This is a genomic window from Segatella oris, assembly GCF_900637655.1.
Taxonomy (GTDB): Bacteria; Bacteroidota; Bacteroidia; order Bacteroidales; family Bacteroidaceae; genus Prevotella; species Prevotella oris.
The window spans coordinates 1,105,461-1,123,747 of record NZ_LR134384.1 but is presented as its reverse complement, the minus strand read 5'-3'; the positions used below and the strand labels follow the sequence as shown (position 1 = coordinate 1,123,747).

The window sequence follows — 18,287 nt, the reverse complement described above, 5'->3', positions numbered from 1 at the left end:
CGACAAAATAAAACAATTGATGAATAAAGAATAACAGATGATGCCGAAGACAAATACACAAGAGGTTGTTTCCAACTTCACAACACTCCGCCATTCCGGTCGGACTCCCCTCCTTGCTGAGGGCTCTGGGGAGGCTTTTCCAGTAAAAATTGCGGATGAAGCCTCGTTCATCATCCACGCATCCGACCCTTGTGCGCCCTTTACTACACAGCTCCAGGAGGTTATCTCGCGTTACGATGAAATCAAAAACAGGCTGATGCCCGATGCAGAAGCCGTCATGAAGCGCTATTTTCTGAGTGATGCTGCCAATCAGGAAGACGAAGTTTATGCCACAGATGAGTCTGACTGTGCCCTCTCCGTAGTACAACAACCACCGCTTGACGGCACGAAAGTCGCCCTCTGGGTTTATCTGTTATCCGGCATCAAGAGGCAGAATTGCACGCATGGTGTATATAGTGTGACCCGCGGTGCCTACGAACACCTGTGGTATGCAGGTGCCGTGGCAAACTCATCAAGTTCAGAACACCAGACCACACGCATTCTTGAAGACTACGTGATGCGCCTCATTGAAAACGAATGTACGTTGAAAGACAACTGCGTTCGCACGTGGTTTTTCGTCAACGACATTGACAACAACTATTCAGGTGTAGTGAAAGCGCGCAATGAAGTGTTCATGACGCAGGGCTTAACGCCCGAAACTCACTACATTTCCAGCACGGGAATAGGTGGTCGGGTGGCCGATTCCAAGGTGTTTGCCACAATGGATGCCTACGCCGTGAAAGGCTTGTTGCCGGGGCAGATGACTTATCTCTATGCGCTTGACCACATGAACCGCACGAGCGAATATGGCGTAAGCTTTGAAAGAGCGACTCAAATTGACTACGGAGATCGCCGACATGTGTTCGTTTCGGGCACTGCAAGCATCGACAACCAAGGGCAGGTGGTCTGGCCACGCGACATCAAACATCAAGTAAAACGCATGTGGGAGAACGTTGAAGCCTTGCTGAAAGAAGCCGAAATGAACTTCAACGATATCACGTTTGCCCTTGTCTATCTGCGTGATCCGTCTGATTATGCTGTCGTTTCAGCCCTCTTCCAGAAGCAATTCCCCAACACTCCACACCTCCTGCTCCATGCTCCGGTGTGTCGACCAGGCTGGTTAATCGAAATGGAATGCATGGCAGTGAAGGCTATCCACAATGAAAGATTTCCCGAATTTTAATGCTTTCATGACTTTTTTGTATCTTTGCTGCGAATTAAAAGAATGATTTAGCAATGAAATTCAATGTGAAGACAGTGTGCGTTATGGTGCTCACCGCACTGATGACTCTTATTTCTTGCGGTGGCAATGACCATGAACCAAATGGGAAAACGACACCGAAACCCGACGTAAAACCTACGGAAACAGTGACGAAATACGTTGGAGGCGACATTTCACTCCTGCCGGAATACGAGAAAGCGGGAGCCATTTTCAAGGACAAGGGGACTGCCGTTGCCCCGCTTGTGCTGTTCAAGAATGCAGGCTGGAACGCCATGCGACTGCGCCTTTTCGTCAATCCTGACCAATACAAAGGGGCAGATCGCGCCCCGAATGCATGCCAGAACTTAGCTTATATCCTGCCTTTGGCCAAACAGATCAAGGCTGCAGGCTTCAAACTTCTGCTTGATTTCCATTACTCCGACACGTGGGCTGACCCCGCAAAGCAATGGACTCCGGCTGCCTGGGCAGGGCTTGACGACAGTCAATTGGCTGCAAAACTCAAAGCTTATACAGCGGAAGTGCTGACGAAGATGAAGCAAAACGGCACGGAACCCGACCTTATCCAGACCGGCAATGAAATCAGTTATGGCATGCTCTGGGGGCAGAATGCAGCCACAGCACGCTATTGTTATCCTTCATCTCCACAGGAAAACTGGAACCGTTTCACGCAATTGCTGCATGCTGCAACCGCTGCATGCAGGGAGATCTGCCCCAAAGCAAAGATTATTCTGCACACCGAACGTGTGTCAACTACCCAGCAACGCGACAACACCAACTATCAGGCACTGCTCAATTTCTATCAGCAGATGCAGTTGGCAAAGGTTGATTACGACATCATCGGCCTCAGCTACTATCCTTATTTCCATGGCCCGATGAGCGAACTCAACGCGGCCATTTCGCGTTTAGAGACCTCGTTCAGCGGTAAAGACATCATGCTTGTGGAGACAGGCTACCCCTACAAATGGCCCGTAGGCGGTTCAACTTTCGACTATACTGCCCAATATCCCTACTCGCTTCAAGGCCAACAGCGCTTCACTGCAGCCCTTATCACGATGCTGAAAACCCACAAACGCGTGACAGGATTATTCTGGTGGTGGCCCGAATACAATGCTTTCAGCACCCAACTCAGCGGTTGGTACAACGCACCTCTGTTCGACAGCACCACCGGAGAGGCCACACCGGCATTGTATGAACTGAAGAAATTCGCTGAATAATCACTGACATTACTCGTCGCTTCGACACAGATTGTTTGTTGAAGCGACAAATCATATGATGCACTCAACGCAGGTGCATAATGTAAATGATACGGAAAATCAGCAGAACGCCCCACACTATAGTGAACAACACATCCCTTATAGTTCTCTTTTTTCGCTTTTCTTCGTCTTCAATCTTTGGGGCATTGATGATTAAATCATAGAGATTCGCTATGAATGCCAATGCAAACACGACGGCAACAAAGATAGAATTAGCCATAATTTAATTGCTATTCAGATTATACTTCGTGGTGAATTGTGGTGCAAAGATAGTCTATTTAATTCATCATGCATAATTCATCATGCATAATTTTGAATTGGACAAAAACACAAAGCGAAAGCCTTTAGAAAGTAATTTACATCATTTGAGCGTGTGATTTGACGCAGATTACACTGCAATATGATGCATTTCACAGCCTCATTTGGGTCACTTTACAGCATGATTTAAGCCATTTCATAGCCCCATTTGACGCTCATTGAAGCACTTTCTGAAATTACCCTACCCCACAACTTGCCCCAAATATCATAACCATTTGACTATCAGTAATTCAAAACTACTCCAAAACGATATCTTCACAACATGAGAAAGAAGAGAAAAACAGGCTGAAACGGAAGAGACGTTTCAATACTTTGCTGCTTTAGGGGCACATGGCGTAAAGGCTGTACCAAACAAGATTTTTCACTATCATATAAACCAGACTCTCCGACATCCAACCTTGAAAACATCTTACAAAAAGAGTTAATTACTTCTAAGTTGCCTTTCATTTATTTGGGAAGCACCGCAGAACTGTCTATCTTTGCACACTCTTGCGAAGCCCTTTGTCTTTCCAGCGATGCCGGGATAGAGGCTTTCTGCGAGAGAACTCTCTGACTTAACTCAAAATAACACAAGGGATGTTTATCAAGTATCTTTGTTTTGGCATCGCATAAATAATATCATCATTCATCTTAAAGTTATGCAATACGTAATTATTATTTTTATGACTTTTTTTGTATTGAGACTGTTTTCTCTTTATTTTTCAATCCGAAATGAGAAACGTTTACTCAGGTGTGGGGCCATACAATATGGCAAGTTCAACTCGCTTTTAATCACTTTGGCACACATCGCATATTATTTTTCTGCCTTATACGAAGCTTATGCCACAGGCATCGAGTTTGAGAAAGTGTCAGGCATAGGGCTTGCAATTATGACGTTTGCCTATCTCATACTTTTCTATGTCGTTTACAAGCTTCGTGATATATGGACTGTCAAGCTCTATATCGTGCCTAATCAGCGCATTGAACGTAGTTTCCTATTCCGCACAGTGCGCCACCCGAACTATTTTCTCAACATTATCCCCGAACTTATAGGTGTGGGATTGCTCTGTCATGCGTGGTTCACGCTATCTATTGGTCTGCCTATTTACCTATGTTTGCTTGCTGTGCGCATACGCCAAGAAGAGCGAGCCATGAAACCGTTATTAAGTTAATCAGATGAAAATCATTTGGCATTTCATACAAAAATAAGGCAGGAAACATTCCTGCCTTATTTTATATAGGGCTGTGAAATAAGTCAACCCACTATCAATATACTATCTTTTTGCCATTAACAATATATATTCCTTTACGCGGTTTCTCTACCTGGCGTCCCTGCAAATCATACATAGTTTGTTTGTCACTCTGCTGAGTTAGCTTGTGGATACCCGTTGTACCATTTTCTTTCTTACCCTTGAACAGATGCTCAATCTTTGTATTTTTATAGATAATGGAAAAGTTGAGATCCAAGCTTCCATCCTTATGCACAAAGCTTTTATCCTCATAAATAATCCCCTCAAGTAGCAATGTATATACTTTATCCTTTGTAGTAAAAGAACCATAAAGATTACTTGGTACGTATATTTGCCACTTATTACCCTTTGACATCAACAGACAATTCTTAAAGGGAATATTATCAAAAGAGTACTGTCCTACGGAAAAGTCCTTAAGAGTCAACACTGTATAACCGTTTTCTCCTTTACTTATTTCTATTTTCAGCTGTTTCTTCGCCCCTTTAGTTGTGCCCTTATCATTTGTAATCTCCGTTGTAGCCTCACCTTGATATGTGCCATAAACAGATGTCGGCACGTTTTCCGGTTTATTTCCTTGCGCCATCAACATCGTAACTTGCGTCAAGAGCATAAATACTAACATGGGAATCCTGTAAAATGTCTTCATAATCTTTGTCCTTTATTAAATGATAATTATTAAATATATAAAATAAGTGAAATCATCTGCAAATCTTCATATGCAAGATATTTCTATGATTTAGAATGCTCAAAATTGTGGCAAAGGTATATAAATATTGGGAAATATAAGTATAAAATGAATTGAAAAAACGAAATATCATATTCTTTTGCATCTTAAAACGAATTATAGGTTTGAAACAAGCAAGAATAAATGTCCTTTTAAAAAGAATTAAGTTGTAAGCTATTGATAACAGGAATGTTTTGCGTTCCCATATTGTTGATTTCGAAATGAGCATGAAAAGAAATTTTGAAATCTTTTGGATTATTATTCATTTTATGACTCTTTTGGACTATATCCTTGCTCATTTCAAAATAAACATATACCTTTGTACCCGAATTATCAATTTGGTTTTAAAATGAAAAAGATTGTATTTATGTTATTAGCAGCAGGCATACTCACCTCCTGCTCAAAGGATAATCAGGACATTCCTACCCCACCTCCCCCTGTAAAACAAAAGCTTGACTACATTTCCAAAATAGAGGAATACGACAAAGCAAGCATGAAAAAGAATTATGAAATCAGCTTCAGCTACGACGGTCAGAAGCGTCTTACATCGTTTGAAGAAACATATCCCGGCACCAATTCCAAGAAAGTGTATAATGGAACGCTGACTTACGCCGATAAAGAAGTCATACTCAACTACACCAATAACAAATACCAAACGAATTTGATAAAGCCTACTGAAATCCGTTTGGCATTGGATGCAAAAGACAAAGTGAAGCAATTGAAAGAAACCATATACTTCAAAGATGGAACAGAGACTCGCATAGAGAAAGACCATGTCTATGACAGCGAGGGGCATCAAACTTCATACAAGTCTCCGTTTTACGATGCGGTGACCTTGACATGGCAAAGGGGTGACCTAATCAAGTCTGTTTATACGAAAGGGAAAACAACGACCATAAACCGCAAGTATGCGACAACTGCAAACCATACTTACCCTGATCTCAACCTGTTCCTCCAGGGAATGGCAGCTTCATCAACATGGAAGTATCTCTGGGCAGACCTTTTAGGACTGCGTTCCACCCATTTACTGGAAAGTATAGACTGGCAGAATGATACACCATCTACAGCAACCTACATTTACAAAACAGATACCAAAGGCAGACCTACAGAGGTTGAAGTGAAGCGAAGCAAAGCATACACCAATATGCTTGTAATCACATACGTAGAGAAGTAGCCTTTCTCTATTTCATTGTTTATCATGGTGGGAGGAGCCGTCAAGCTTCCTCCCACTGATATTTTATGATGATTAGTTTTGCAGGGGAAATGAAACAATGGCGATGAAGCAGGGAAAGCAGCTAATCAGTAAAAATCTAACAGCAGATTATTTCACACATACCAATTTGTTTAGGGTAGCATAAAGATCGATGCAACTCCCCAAAAAAGCCACAGCTCTGAAGCGTACTTAGATTGACAGCAGCAACACCTTGAACTTAGACATATAAGCTTTCCCCTTTCTGCACATAGTAAAAACTGCAACAACGGCCATTACTTTCAATCTTCAACATCAATAGTTTCTGGGATTCTTCTTCAGTAAGTTCGGCCGAAATAGGCCGTGATTTCCGACTACTCTGCACGACACTACGTATCATTTTCCGCATAACTGAAATTCTTGAAGGTGGCAGTCTACACAAAAATTACCATACTACAAGCTGCCAAGACTACCAATAATATTGTTTCCCTTTTCATGACATACTTCACATTTCTTGATTAAACACTGCTGACAAAGACAAAGCTTTTATGATGAGGCCTTGTGGAATGTTGTATCAAAGACTTTATGCAATGTAACAAATCTAAATAGAAAACGAAAGTAAGCCATATCAAGAAACCATGTAACTTGCGTCATGTTACGGTGTAATCTCATTCATTTTACGGCGTAATCTGACGCAAGTTGCAACGCATGTAATTTGCCCATAATTTTCAATCGCTGGCAAGGAGCTGTATCATCTGTATTGAATCACCCTTTATCAAGTGCAAACTTTTATGGCAGCTGCAAATGGACTGCGTCCATTTGCAGCTGTTTCTTTTACGCGATAATAAATGGTCGGAGGGTTAAAGCAGGCTCTTGATTGCTGCATCAATATCCTTCACCTGTACATCGCGCATCTTCACACTGTTGTCTTTGCCTATAAGAAAGAAGGTAGGAATGCGCTGAACGTTATACTGGGAAAGCACCTGTGAGTCGGTTCCGGCGTCATCATGCACGCTGATCCAGGGCAGGGCAGCCGTTTGGGTCTTCCAGAAATGCTCGTCGGGATCAATGGAAACCTGATAGATTTCAAAGCCTTGAGCGTGATATTTGTTATAGAGGTCGCGCAACATCATGATGCGCTTGGTGCTGTTTTCACCGGCAAAGACATGGAAGTCGAGCATGACTACCTTACCGGTAAGGTCAGACAAGCGACGCAAGTTGCCCTTGTTGTCGCGCAAAGCAATGTCGATGATGCCGCTCACTTTCACTTTGCTGGCGTCAATCTGGGCCTGCTGCTGCTCTGCCTGAAGGATGCGCGCATCCTTCATACCCTGTAGGGCAATGTTGTGAAGATTGAGTCCACGCTCTGCTTTTGGGTAATAAGTGTCCCAACTTGTTGCCACAGCAGCATATACTTTGTTGTCTTCCCGATTATTTCGTGGGTTGAAAATCAATGTTTGTTGATTGCCGATAATAACGGTTTGGAATAGTGCAAAGTAGGCATAAGCCTTCATTGGCTCCTTGAAGATGTAGTTAAGTTTCACCTTATTCTTGTAGGTTTCGAGGGCTGAAGCAATATTGGCTTCTACAGCTTCTACACCCAAAGTAGGGTTCTTGATAATATCATTAATCTGCTTCTGAAGGCCTTGCTGCATGAGTGCAAGCGTCTTGATCTTGCAGCAGTTCACACTTCCTGTAACCTCATATTTCGATGCCATGCGCGGATAAGCAGCCTTGATATTGACTGTTTCCGTGGAGTCGATGCTCACGTTGATAATCTGTCCGTCAATACGCAGACGGTAGAAATCGGGCACTTCGGGGGCCTTTTCGCTGAAAGAAAAGCTTCCGTCCTCGCCTAATTTCACAGAATCTACGACTACAGGACCGTTGAGACTCATGTTTTCAAAATAGAGCGTGGAATCTTTGGCATTGGTAATCTCACCGTCAACATGGAACTTCCTGTTGTTACAAGAAGCCAGACTCAATGCTGTAAGCATGATAGTTGCGACAGAAAAAAGGCTTTTTATCTTCATTATTCTTGTTTTTTCAAGTTCTGATTGCAAAAGTACATAAAATTTAGAAAAGTAAAACAGTAAACAGATAAAAAGGTAATAAACCGTGAAGTTTTTTTATATCATGCGGGCAAGTAACATTCCTATATACACGGCTACAATACCAAGGACGACACTTCCGCCTGAATATGCGGCGGCTTGCCATAGCTGTTGGGTGCGAAGAAGGGTCAAAGTTTCGTTGCAAAACGTAGAAAAGGTAGTGAAACCGCCACAAAATCCCACTGTCAGAAAGAGTTTCCAACTCTCTGACATGCCTGTACCTCGGTCGGCAATGCCATAGAAAAATCCTATAAGTAAACAGCCCAAGAGGTTTACAGTCATTGTACCCATCGGGAAAACGGCAAGGAAAGTGCCCTGCAAAAGCTTTGGAAGAAGCCATCGAGAGACTGATCCCAAGGCACCTCCAATGGCAATATAGAAAATCGATTGCAACATATCTTCGGCAAAAATACACATTTTCATGCTTTTATTGTATAGAAAACACGAAGAAAAATCATTCCATTCGGGAATTTCCTCCCTACAAACAATGCAATAAGGATTTGCTATATATCATTGGTCATCAGCGATATAAGCCTATAACAAGCTTCATATACCACATAGACTTCATAACATTGATAGGGAAATCCCCCTTTAGAAATAGGAAAATTCCTCTTGAACGATACAATAAAAAGCTATAGTTTTGCAAACAGAAAAATGAAGAGAGTTATACTTTTTCTCAATAGGTAAAGCTTTTTAGAGGGTAAATAGATTTCAGGTTACAAAAAGATTAGAGAGACAAAATTTTCAGATTAGCTTGGTTTAGGACAGCAGCAAGACTCGTAAGTGTTTGCCACTGTCCTCTTTTATATTTAAAAATGCTGAAAAACTTCAAGCTGTATTCTTTCGTTTCACATATAATAGGTAACTTTGCGGAGATTTTAGATGTTTGACAAAACAATAAGTTATTAAATTTTAGATGAACGTTATTACAAAAACAGTTCAATTGCCTGATGGGAGAACCATCACAATTGAGACCGGAAAGGTTGCAAAACAAGCTGATGGTGCTGCGGTTCTTCGCATGGGCAACACAGTACTCTTGGCAACTGTTTGTGCAGCAAAGGATGCAGTTCCGGGTACAGATTTCATGCCTTTGCAGGTTGATTACCGCGAGCAGTACAGTGCTGCAGGTCGTTTTCCAGGCGGTTTCACCAAGCGTGAAGGTAAGGCGAGCGACAATGAGATCCTGACTTCTCGCCTCGTGGACCGTGCTCTTCGTCCACTCTTCCCTTCCAATTATCACGCTGAAGTGTATGTACAAGTGATGCTTCTTTCAGCCGATGGCGTTGACCAGCCTGATGCTTTGGCCGGTTTTGCAGCCTCTGCAGCCATGGCTTGTTCAGATATTCCATTCGAATATGCTATTTCTGAGGTTCGCGTTGCACGCATCAATGGAGAGTATGTCATTGATCCGACATTCCAGCAGATGGCAGATGCCGATATGGACTTAATGGTTGCTGCCACTAAAGACAATATTATGATGGTCGAAGGCGAGATGAAAGAAGTCTCTGAACAAGACCTTGTCGGAGCCTTGAAAGCTGCAGCCGAGGCTATCAAGCCTATGTGTGAGTTACAGGAAGAACTCTCCAAAGAACTCGGTACCGATGTAAAACGTGAATATGATCACGAAATCAACGACGAAGATCTGCGTGAACAAATCAAGAACGAGCTTTATAAGCCCGTTTATGATATCAACAAGCAGGCACTCGAAAAGCACGCACGCCACGATGCTTTCGATAAGATTTTGGCGGATTTCCTTGAGAAATACGATGCTGCTCACAGCGAACTGTCAGAAGAGGACCTTGAGGAAAAGCACGCAGAAGCCACTCGTTACTACGAAGATGTAATGCGTGATGCCATGCGTCGTTGCATTCTTGATGAAGGTCAGCGTCTTGATGGCCGTAAAACTACCGACATCCGTCCTATCTGGTGTGAGGTTTCACCATTGCCAATGCCTCATGGAAGCGCTATATTCCAACGTGGTGAGACGATGTCACTCTCTACTTGTACACTCGGTACAAAGCTTGATGAGAAGATGGTCGACGACGTTTTGGAGAAGAGTTACATGCGTTTCTTGCTCCATTATAACTTCCCTCCATTCTCTACAGGAGAAGCAAAAGCACAGCGTGGTGTAGGCCGTCGTGAGATTGGTCACGGTCATTTGGCATGGCGAGGCCTTAAAGGGCAGATCCCGGAAGACTATCCTTACACTGTACGTTTAGTCAGCCAAATCCTCGAATCGAATGGTTCTTCATCAATGGCAACAGTATGTGCCGGCACATTGGCCTTGATGGACGCAGGTGTTCCAATGAAGAAACCCGTCAGCGGTATCGCTATGGGACTCATCAAGAACCCAGGAGAAGACAAGTATGCTATCCTTAGCGATATCCTCGGAGATGAGGATCACTTGGGCGATATGGACTTCAAGACCACTGGTACACGCGATGGTTTGACCGCAACTCAAATGGATATCAAGTGCGACGGCCTTTCATTCGAAATCCTTGAGCAGGCATTGATGCAGGCAAAGGCAGGCCGTGAGCATATTCTCAACTGCATGCTTGAGACGATATCCGAGCCTCGTGCCGAACTCAAACCACAGGTTCCACGTATTGAAGCTTTTGATATTCCAAAGGAATTCATCGGTGCAATCATTGGCCCTGGTGGTAAGATTATTCAGCAGATGCAGGAAGATACAGGTGCAACGATTACAATTGATGAGACCGATGGTAAGGGACATGTTACTGTTTCAGCACCAAATAAAGACAGCATCAAAGCTGCCATGGGCAAGATTAAAGCCATTGTAGCTGTTCCAGAGGTAGGCGAAGTTTATGAAGGTGTTGTTCGCAGCATCATGCCTTATGGCTGTTTCGTGGAAATTCTGCCTGGAAGAGACGGACTGCTTCACATCTCTGAAATCGACTGGAAGCGTCTTGAAACCGTTGAGGAGGCTGGTATCAAGGAAGGAGATAAAGTGAAAGTGAAGCTCATGGAGATTGATCCGAAGACTGGTAAGTATAAACTCTCACGCCGTGTGCTGCTCGAAAAGCCCGAAGGTTATGTTGAGCGCGAGCGTCGTCCACGTCCTGATCGTGGTGAACGCCGCCCTCGTCGTGATGGAGAAAGCCGTGAAAATCACCGTGGCCGCCGCTTCGAGCACCATGATAATGATGAAAACAATAATGTTACTGAATAAATCCTGACGGGTTATTTCATACATTATTAAATATACAGAGCGTCTCTGCAAATGGTAAAAGCCAGATGCAGAGACGCTTTTCTTTGTTCATATAGCTTTTGATCTGCCACATCGGGGAGGCTAAAGGGAAAAGTAAAGAAAGGCCAAGTCGTCTGTTTATTACTTCAATTATGGATAATATAAAATAAGGTTCCATTTACATGGCGTTGCAATTTGTATTGAATCACCTCGCAACTAAAGTCATTTTACAACGCAAAGTGACTCAAGTTGCCGTGTAATTAGCGTCAAGTTGCAAAATGATTTGACTGGGGGCAAAACGATCTATGAATTGTATCACATGACAAAAGAAAACGGTTCACGATGATTATACAATCATAAAAGAGGGTATTCCATAAGCTACAATTTCACACAAAAAGTCAAATTAAATCATCATATCGTAGCCATTGTTACGAAATTATTATGTAATTTTGCAACATAGAACAGAGAATTAAATGATATATCGCTTATGAAAGTAGCAATTGTTGGTGCAAGTGGGGCCGTAGGACAGGAGCTCCTGCGCATTCTTGCAGAGAGAAATTTCCCGTTGGACGACTTGGTTCTGTTTGGCTCTACACGCAGTGTGGGCCGCAAATACACATTCAAGGGGAAAGAATATGAGGTGAAACAGCTGCAACATAATGATGACTTCAAGGATGTGGACATTGCTTTCACATCGGCAGGTGCAGGGACTTCAGAGGAATTTGCAGGCACCATAACGAAGCACGGCGCTGTGATGATCGACAATTCCAGTGCATTCCGCATGTGCGATGACGTGCCCTTGGTGGTTCCCGAGGTGAATGCTGAAGACGCACTGAACTGTCCCCGCCGCATCATTGCCAACCCCAACTGCACTACAATCATGATGGTTGTGGTGTTGAAACCCATAGATCGGCTCAGTCATATACGCAAGATACACATTGCAAGCTATCAAAGTGCGAGCGGAGCAGGTGCAGCTGCCATGCAAGAACTTGAGCAACAGTATAAGGAACTCATTGAAGAAGGCCGTGTGAAGACTGTAGATAAGTTCCCACATCAGTTAGCTTACAACGTCATTCCACAGATTGACAAGATGACTTCGAATGACTATACGAAGGAAGAGATGAAGATGTATAACGAAACACGCAAGATTATGCACAGCGATGTGCGCACGAGTGCCACCTGTGTACGCGTGAGTTCGCTTCGTTCTCACTCTGAAAGCGTGTGGTTCGAGACCGAGAAACCACTCTCTGTCGATGAAATCCGCAAGGCTTTGGCAGCTGCTCCGGGCGTCACTTTGGTAGATGATCCGCAGCATTATGTATATCCCATGCCCCTTGAGAGTGCGGGAAAAGACGATGTTTACGTAGGGCGCGTGCGCAAGGACTTGGCTGATGACAACGGCAACACACTGTGGCTGACGGGCGACCAGATTAGAAAAGGTGCGGCGTTGAATGCTGTTCAGATTGCAGAATACCTGATAAAGGCTAAAAAGTAATATAGAAATAAAACGGTAAAAGGGTAAGAACGTAAAAAGACTACACTTGAGTTTGAATTCAAGAAGCGTCTTTTTGCGCTTTTACCCTTTTATTTTTGTGGTGTTATTCTACCTTTTTACTTTCTTCTCTTTTTAGCCCTTGCATGCTAACACCTCTACTTCAACGAGTGCACCCTTGGGTAAATCCTTCACGGCTACAGCCGAACGAGCAGGGAAAGGCAGACTGAAGAACGTGGCATAAACCTCGTTCATGGCAGCAAAATCATTCATGTCGGCCAAATAGACCGTTGTCTTTACGACATGAGCAAGGTCAGTTCCTGCTTCTTTCAGAATATTGCCGGCATTGGTAATGGCCTGTTTGGTCTGCTCCTTAACCCCACCTTCCACGAAGTTACCAGTCGATGGATCGATTGGAATCTGTCCGGATGCGAATACAAAACCGTTGACTTCGATGGCCTGGCTATATGGCCCTATAGCGGCAGGAGCGTTGTTTGTGTGAATAGCTTTCATATAAATTATTTTAAGTTTGGGTTATACAATATGGTTATATCCTTGTCCTTAAGGGCTTGAAGGATTTCATCAATGTGCTCTTGGTTCTTGGTTTCCATGGTCACACGCAGCATGCAAGCGTTCACTTTCTTGCGATTTGCAGAGCGATCATGGTGCACTCCCGTCACATTGGCCCCCTTCTGGGCAATCACAGAGCATACTTCGACAAGCTTTCCAGGCTGGTCATCAAGCTCAAAGTCAAGTGTACAGAGACGGCCACTCTTGGCAAGTCCGCGGTTAATCACACGGTTCAGGATAGTCACATCAATATTTCCGCCACTGACAACACACACAGTTTTCTTGCCTTTCACGGGCACTTTGTTGAACATTACGGCTGCAACGCTCGTTGCACCCGCGCCTTCTGCCACCATTTTCTCACTCTCGATGAGTTTCAAAATGGCTGCACAAATCTCGTCTTCCGTAACGGTAACAATCTCATCTACATATTTGGAACAGGTGTCAAAGGTCAGTTGTCCCGGCTCTTTTACAGCGATGCCATCGGCTATAGTCGATACACTTGGCAGACATTCTATCTTGTGGTCATGGATGCTGTTGACCATACTTGGAGCGCCTTCTGCCTGTACTCCGTAGACTTTCACATGCGGATTAAGACTCTTAATGGCATAGGCAACACCTGAAATCAGGCCTCCGCCACCCACAGGAACGACTACAGCGTCGAGGTCGGGAAGCTGCTCAAGCAATTCAAGTCCTATCGTTCCCTGCCCTGCAATGACGTTTTCATCGTCGAAAGGATGTACGAAAGTGTAACCCTTTTCATCGCGCAATTGCAATGCTTTCTGATAGGCATCATCATACACTCCGGGCACAAGCATCACCTCAGCACCAAGCTTTCGGGTGGCTTCAACCTTAGAGATTGGGGCACCTTCAGGCAGACAAATGAGGCTCTTCACACCCATTGCAGTGGCTCCCAAGGCTACACCCTGGGCATGATTTCCTGCAGAACAGGCAATGACTCCCTTTTTCTTTTCCTCATCCGAGAGTTGGGAAATCTTGAAATAAGCCCCCCGAAGCTTGAAAGAACCCGTCAACTGCAGACATTCCGGCTTAAGATAAACGTCCACATCCGGGTTGATTTTCTTCGCATGTATAAGCTCCGTCTTGCGTAAAACGTTGCTCAACACGTAGCGTGCCTTATAAAACTGATCTAATTGCAACATGACTTTGTGCATTAACAAATATTGTATTGCAAAGTTAGTACATATTTGTGAAAAGCAAAAAGGTAAAGGGGTAAAAAAGCAAAAAAGTCATTTCGCGCTGCGAATGAACAGCTTTCATGAACCGACAAATCACATTTTACACCACGGCAAACGTTGGGTTTCACGTTTTTTTGTGTAACTTTGCGCAATAATATGTTGCATATCGCCCAGTATTTTCCCATCACAGACCCCACACTTGTATTCTTTGTGGTGTTGCTGATAATCCTTTTTGCACCGATTATCATGGGAAAACTGCGCATTCCTCATATCATAGGAATGGTTCTGGCAGGCGTTGTTGTGGGCGAATATGGCTTGGATATCCTCGTCAGAGACGACTCTTTTGAACTCTTCGGACGTGTAGGTCTCTACTATATCATGTTTCTTGCAGCCCTCGAAATGGATATGGAGAGCATCCGAAAGAACAAGAATCAACTGCTCATTTTCGGGTTGTTGACTTTCACCGTGCCTTTAGTGCTGACTTATTTCATGGGCATAAGTCTGCTCAACTATGGCAAGACAGCATCACTTTTATTAGGTTGCATCATGGCAAGTAACACACTTGTGGCCTATCCTATCGTCAGCAGATATGGCCTGCAGCGTAAACCGAGCGTCACGTTGAGCGTGGGTTCAAGCATGATAGCCCTTCTCTTCTCGCTCATTCTCTTGGCTGCTATCGTGGCATCCAACAGCGGTGAGGGCAGCATTGGCTTCTGGTTGCTCTTCGTTTTGAAGTTCATCGCCTACTGTGGAGGCGTCATCTTCCTGCTTCCAAGACTCACACGGTGGTTTCTCCGCCGTTACAGTGATGCCGTGATGCAGTTTATTTTCGTCTTGGCTTCAGTCTTCCTATGCGCCGCTTTGAGTGCAGCCATTGGATTAGAAGGCATTTTCGGCGCTTTTCTTTCAGGCTTAATCCTGAACCGATATATCCCTTCCGTGTCGCCATTGAAGAACAGATTGGAGTTTATCGGCAATGCAGTTTTCATTCCATATTTCCTCATTGGCGTGGGCATGCTCATCAATGTGCGATTGCTTTTCAATGGAGGTGGCATCCTTTGGGCCGTCATCTGCATCACTCTTTTCGGCACTTTGGGCAAAGCTATCGCTGCATATATCGCATGCATGGGCTTCAGAATGCCCATAAGTTCAGGCCACATGATGTTTGGAATGACGTCCGCTCACGCCGCAGGTGCCATTGCCATGGTGATGGTCGGCATGCGATTGCCCTCTGCCGACGGCTCTCCGGTGGTGAGTGCACAGATGCTTAACGCCGTTGTTATCATGATTTTATTCACCTGCATCATATCAAGCATTCTGACAGAACAGTCAGCACAACACATCGTCTTACGTGACAAGGAGATGCCGGCAGAAGCAGAAGAAAAGATAAAAGACGAGAGAATACTCGTTCCGGTGAAGTATCCCGAGTATGCAGAATACCTGATGAACATGGCCATTCTGATGCAAGACCGCAAGCAAGGGCGCGGACTTGTGGCCCTCAATGTGGTTTATGATGACGAGTACATGCGCCGAAACATGGAACAAGGCAACCGATTATTGGAGCAAGTGACACGCTACTGTGCCGGCTCCGACGTGCATATTCAGACGCAAACACGCGTGGCAGCCAACATTGCCAACGGCATAAAGCATGCTTTCAAAGAGTTTCAAGCCACCGAAATCCTTATTGGAATGCACAGTCATAAAGAGGTTTCTTCAAAGTTTTGGGGCGAGTTTCATCAGAGTTTATTCAACGGATTGAACCAACAAATCATGATGGCAAGGCTCAATCAACCCCTCAACACAATCCGCAGAATACAGGTAGCCGTACCTTCACGGGCCGAATTTGAACCCGGTTTCTACCGCTGGTTGGAGCGCTTGGCGCGTGTAGCGGGCAACTTAGATTGCCGCATTCAGTTCCACGGACGCACGGATACGCTTGCCTTAGTGAATGAATATATCAAGAACCGACACCCTCAAGTGCGTGCCGATTACAGCAACATGGAACATTGGAACGCCCTTCCGCAATTGGCAAACAGCCTCTCCGACGACCATCTTCTCGTCATTGTGACCGCCCGAAAGGGTACGGTTTCCTACAAGAATGCACAGGAATACCTGCCCGATGAAGTCCAACGATATTTCAACGGCAAGAACTTGCTCATCATTTTCCCCGATCAATACGGCGATCAGGAAGTCATGACATACTCTCAGTCGCAGCATACCGAGGAACGAAGTGCCTGGGAGTCGCTTGCAAGATGGATTGACAAACGGCGCAGAAAGTTATCTTAAAACACATCATTGATATGATTGACATCAAGAATATAACGAAGAGTTTCGGCAGTCTTCAAGTGCTCAAAGGCATTGATCTGCACATCAACAAAGGCGAAGTAGTCAGCATCGTAGGCCCATCGGGAGCCGGAAAGACCACGCTCTTGCAGATCATCGGGACGCTTGACAAGCCCGATGCAGGCACCATTTGCATCGACGGCATCGACGTGAGCAGTCTTTCAACGCGCAAACTCAGCGACTTTCGCAACCAACATATAGGCTTCGTGTTTCAGTTCCACCAGCTTCTGCCCGAATTCACTGCCTTAGAAAACATCATGATTCCAGCCTATATCGCAGGCAAGAGCAACAGCGAAGCCAAACAACGGGCCTTGGAACTGCTTGCTTTCATGGGCCTTTCAGACCGCGCCCACCATAAACCTGCCGAGCTTTCAGGGGGAGAAAAGCAGCGCGTTGCCGTTGCCCGAGCCCTCGTCAACAAGCCCGCTGTGATTCTTGCAGACGAACCTTCGGGCAGTCTTGACAGCAAAAACAAGGCTGAACTGCATCAACTTTTCTTCGACTTACGCGATAAATTCGGACAGACTTTCGTCATTGTGACCCACGATGAGGGGCTTGCAGCCATCACAGACCGCACAATTCACATGAAAGACGGCGAGATTTGGGGAGCAGAATAAGCTGTACTTTCGCCTCCTATTCTCCCTTTTCGAGCAATCGGAGATAGCGGTTTAAGACATAACCGGCATGCACTTTACATCCCATTTTGTAAAGTTTATGTCGCGTTTTTACCCCCTTCGCGAATTGACCAAATAGAAAATAAAAAGCCGTTTTTCGTGACTATCCGAGGCCATTTTCAGCAAAAAGCAACACAAAATAAGCCATATCATCTTGCAATATATGCGTCACTTTACATGGCAAGGTGCACCAAATCACCGCGCATTATGCCTCAAAGCATCGCGCGTTTTGCGTCAAATGAGCGCCTAACATGACGCAAAACACATCCGCATCTATATCTTTTCAGCATGCAATCTGCCTTAAAAGGCACTACAATACTGATTATCAAGCGATTAGAAAAAAGCCTCAAAACTCGCGTATTTGCGTCCAAGAGGATTATAATTTGAAACAGGGGGAGTTTTCAGAAGGGTTTTGTAAAAGAATATTTAATACCTACCCCCATCCCCTCCCCAAGGGAGGGGGGGAGCTAACTTGCAAGGAAAATCATCATTGTGCTATGGCTTTCCAAGCCATAGCAACCCATTGGTTAACAACAAAAAGAGCTACCATTTTAACCTCTCCTCAAGGGAGGGGGGAGCTAACTTGCAAGGAAAATCATCATTGTGCTATGGCTTGGAAAGCCATAGCAACCCATTGGTTAACAACAAAAGAACTGCCACTTTAACCTCGCCTCAAGGGAGGGGAGCCCGAACTTGCAAGGAAAATCATCATTGTGCTA

The 18,287-nt window shown here is 44.6% G+C and carries 14 protein-coding genes; 8 read left to right on the top strand and 6 right to left on the bottom strand.

The window, feature by feature from the left end; all coding sequences use genetic code 11:
- Positions 1–37: 37 nt before the first annotated feature.
- Both EL210_RS04585 and EL210_RS04580 read left to right on the top strand, forming a co-directional pair.
- Entirely contained in the window at positions 38–1,222 is a 1,185-nt protein-coding gene (locus tag EL210_RS04585) for a Rid family hydrolase (protein WP_018919895.1), read from the top strand.
- 53 nt (positions 1,223–1,275) lie between these two features.
- Positions 1,276–2,475 (top strand): glycosyl hydrolase 53 family protein, encoded by a 1,200-nt coding sequence (locus EL210_RS04580; RefSeq protein ID WP_018919896.1) that lies wholly within the window; start codon positions 1,276–1,278, stop codon positions 2,473–2,475.
- A 64-nt stretch (positions 2,476–2,539) separates the two neighbouring features.
- Here the strand turns inward: EL210_RS04580 and EL210_RS04575 are convergent, their stop codons facing one another.
- Positions 2,540–2,734, bottom strand: a complete 195-nt coding sequence (locus EL210_RS04575) for a hypothetical protein (RefSeq protein WP_018919897.1) — start codon at positions 2,732–2,734, stop codon at positions 2,540–2,542.
- A gap of 736 nt (positions 2,735–3,470) precedes the next feature.
- Between EL210_RS04575 and EL210_RS04570 the strand changes: the two genes are divergently transcribed.
- Complete coding sequence (locus tag EL210_RS04570; protein WP_026285914.1) at positions 3,471–3,983, top strand: isoprenylcysteine carboxyl methyltransferase family protein; 513 nt, start codon at positions 3,471–3,473, stop codon at positions 3,981–3,983.
- A 94-nt stretch (positions 3,984–4,077) separates the two neighbouring features.
- Here the strand turns inward: EL210_RS04570 and EL210_RS04565 are convergent, their stop codons facing one another.
- Positions 4,078–4,707 carry a hypothetical protein gene (locus EL210_RS04565; RefSeq protein ID WP_025879604.1) on the bottom strand — a complete coding sequence of 210 codons (630 nt, stop codon included), beginning with the start codon at positions 4,705–4,707 and terminating at the stop codon, positions 4,078–4,080.
- Between the two features lie 427 nt (positions 4,708–5,134).
- Between EL210_RS04565 and EL210_RS04560 the strand changes: the two genes are divergently transcribed.
- A complete protein-coding gene (locus tag EL210_RS04560) occupies positions 5,135–5,959 on the top strand; it encodes a hypothetical protein (protein WP_018919901.1) in 825 nt (274 codons plus the stop codon).
- Positions 5,960–6,834: 875 nt separating this feature from the next.
- On the opposite strand, the gene EL210_RS04555 is transcribed toward EL210_RS04560, so the two are convergent.
- Entirely contained in the window at positions 6,835–8,007 is a 1,173-nt protein-coding gene (locus EL210_RS04555) for a thioredoxin-like domain-containing protein (RefSeq protein WP_018919902.1), read from the bottom strand.
- A gap of 96 nt (positions 8,008–8,103) precedes the next feature.
- On the bottom strand, positions 8,104–8,508 hold the full coding sequence (crcB, locus tag EL210_RS04550) for a fluoride efflux transporter CrcB (protein WP_018919903.1): 405 nt from the start codon (positions 8,506–8,508) through the stop codon (positions 8,104–8,106).
- 493 nt (positions 8,509–9,001) lie between these two features.
- Here crcB and pnp point away from each other — a divergent pair, with 493 nt between their 5' ends.
- On the top strand, positions 9,002–11,275 hold the full coding sequence (pnp, locus tag EL210_RS04545; RefSeq protein ID WP_018919904.1) for a polyribonucleotide nucleotidyltransferase: 2,274 nt from the start codon (positions 9,002–9,004) through the stop codon (positions 11,273–11,275).
- A 505-nt stretch (positions 11,276–11,780) separates the two neighbouring features.
- On the top strand, positions 11,781–12,788 hold the full coding sequence (locus EL210_RS04540) for an aspartate-semialdehyde dehydrogenase (RefSeq protein ID WP_018919906.1): 1,008 nt from the start codon (positions 11,781–11,783) through the stop codon (positions 12,786–12,788).
- A 132-nt stretch (positions 12,789–12,920) separates the two neighbouring features.
- Here EL210_RS04540 and EL210_RS04535 read toward each other — a convergent pair whose 3' ends face one another.
- Positions 12,921–13,298 (bottom strand): RidA family protein, encoded by a 378-nt coding sequence (locus EL210_RS04535; RefSeq protein ID WP_018919907.1) that lies wholly within the window; start codon positions 13,296–13,298, stop codon positions 12,921–12,923.
- A 5-nt stretch (positions 13,299–13,303) separates the two neighbouring features.
- Positions 13,304–14,515 (bottom strand): threonine ammonia-lyase, encoded by a 1,212-nt coding sequence (gene ilvA, locus EL210_RS04530; RefSeq protein ID WP_004378382.1) that lies wholly within the window; start codon positions 14,513–14,515, stop codon positions 13,304–13,306.
- A 192-nt stretch (positions 14,516–14,707) separates the two neighbouring features.
- Between ilvA and EL210_RS04525 the strand changes: the two genes are divergently transcribed.
- Together EL210_RS04525 and EL210_RS04520 are read left to right on the top strand one after the other, a co-directional pair.
- Positions 14,708–16,837 (top strand): cation:proton antiporter, encoded by a 2,130-nt coding sequence (locus EL210_RS04525; RefSeq protein WP_018919909.1) that lies wholly within the window; start codon positions 14,708–14,710, stop codon positions 16,835–16,837.
- 14 nt (positions 16,838–16,851) lie between these two features.
- Entirely contained in the window at positions 16,852–17,511 is a 660-nt protein-coding gene (locus EL210_RS04520) for an ABC transporter ATP-binding protein (RefSeq protein WP_004371129.1), read from the top strand.
- Positions 17,512–18,287: the final 776 nt, after the last annotated feature.

What these genes read in the sequence shown, in the direction of transcription:
- EL210_RS04580 (WP_018919896.1), top strand. Translation starts at nt 1,276, where the DNA reads ATGAAATTCAATGTGAAGACAGTGTGCGTTATGGTGCTCACCGCACTG.
- EL210_RS04565 (WP_025879604.1), bottom strand. Translation starts at nt 4,707, where the DNA reads ATGAAGACATTTTACAGGATTCCCATGTTAGTATTTATGCTCTTGACG.
- EL210_RS04560 (WP_018919901.1), top strand. Translation starts at nt 5,135, where the DNA reads ATGAAAAAGATTGTATTTATGTTATTAGCAGCAGGCATACTCACCTCC.
- EL210_RS04570 (WP_026285914.1), top strand. Translation starts at nt 3,471, where the DNA reads ATGCAATACGTAATTATTATTTTTATGACTTTTTTTGTATTGAGACTG.
- EL210_RS04535 (WP_018919907.1), bottom strand. Translation starts at nt 13,298, where the DNA reads ATGAAAGCTATTCACACAAACAACGCTCCTGCCGCTATAGGGCCATAT.
- EL210_RS04575 (WP_018919897.1), bottom strand. Translation starts at nt 2,734, where the DNA reads ATGGCTAATTCTATCTTTGTTGCCGTCGTGTTTGCATTGGCATTCATA.
- EL210_RS04585 (WP_018919895.1), top strand. Translation starts at nt 38, where the DNA reads ATGATGCCGAAGACAAATACACAAGAGGTTGTTTCCAACTTCACAACA.
- EL210_RS04520 (WP_004371129.1), top strand. Translation starts at nt 16,852, where the DNA reads ATGATTGACATCAAGAATATAACGAAGAGTTTCGGCAGTCTTCAAGTG.
- EL210_RS04540 (WP_018919906.1), top strand. Translation starts at nt 11,781, where the DNA reads ATGAAAGTAGCAATTGTTGGTGCAAGTGGGGCCGTAGGACAGGAGCTC.
- pnp (WP_018919904.1), top strand. Translation starts at nt 9,002, where the DNA reads ATGAACGTTATTACAAAAACAGTTCAATTGCCTGATGGGAGAACCATC.
- crcB (WP_018919903.1), bottom strand. Translation starts at nt 8,508, where the DNA reads ATGAAAATGTGTATTTTTGCCGAAGATATGTTGCAATCGATTTTCTAT.
- EL210_RS04555 (WP_018919902.1), bottom strand. Translation starts at nt 8,007, where the DNA reads ATGAAGATAAAAAGCCTTTTTTCTGTCGCAACTATCATGCTTACAGCA.
- EL210_RS04525 (WP_018919909.1), top strand. Translation starts at nt 14,708, where the DNA reads ATGTTGCATATCGCCCAGTATTTTCCCATCACAGACCCCACACTTGTA.
- ilvA (WP_004378382.1), bottom strand. Translation starts at nt 14,515, where the DNA reads ATGTTGCAATTAGATCAGTTTTATAAGGCACGCTACGTGTTGAGCAAC.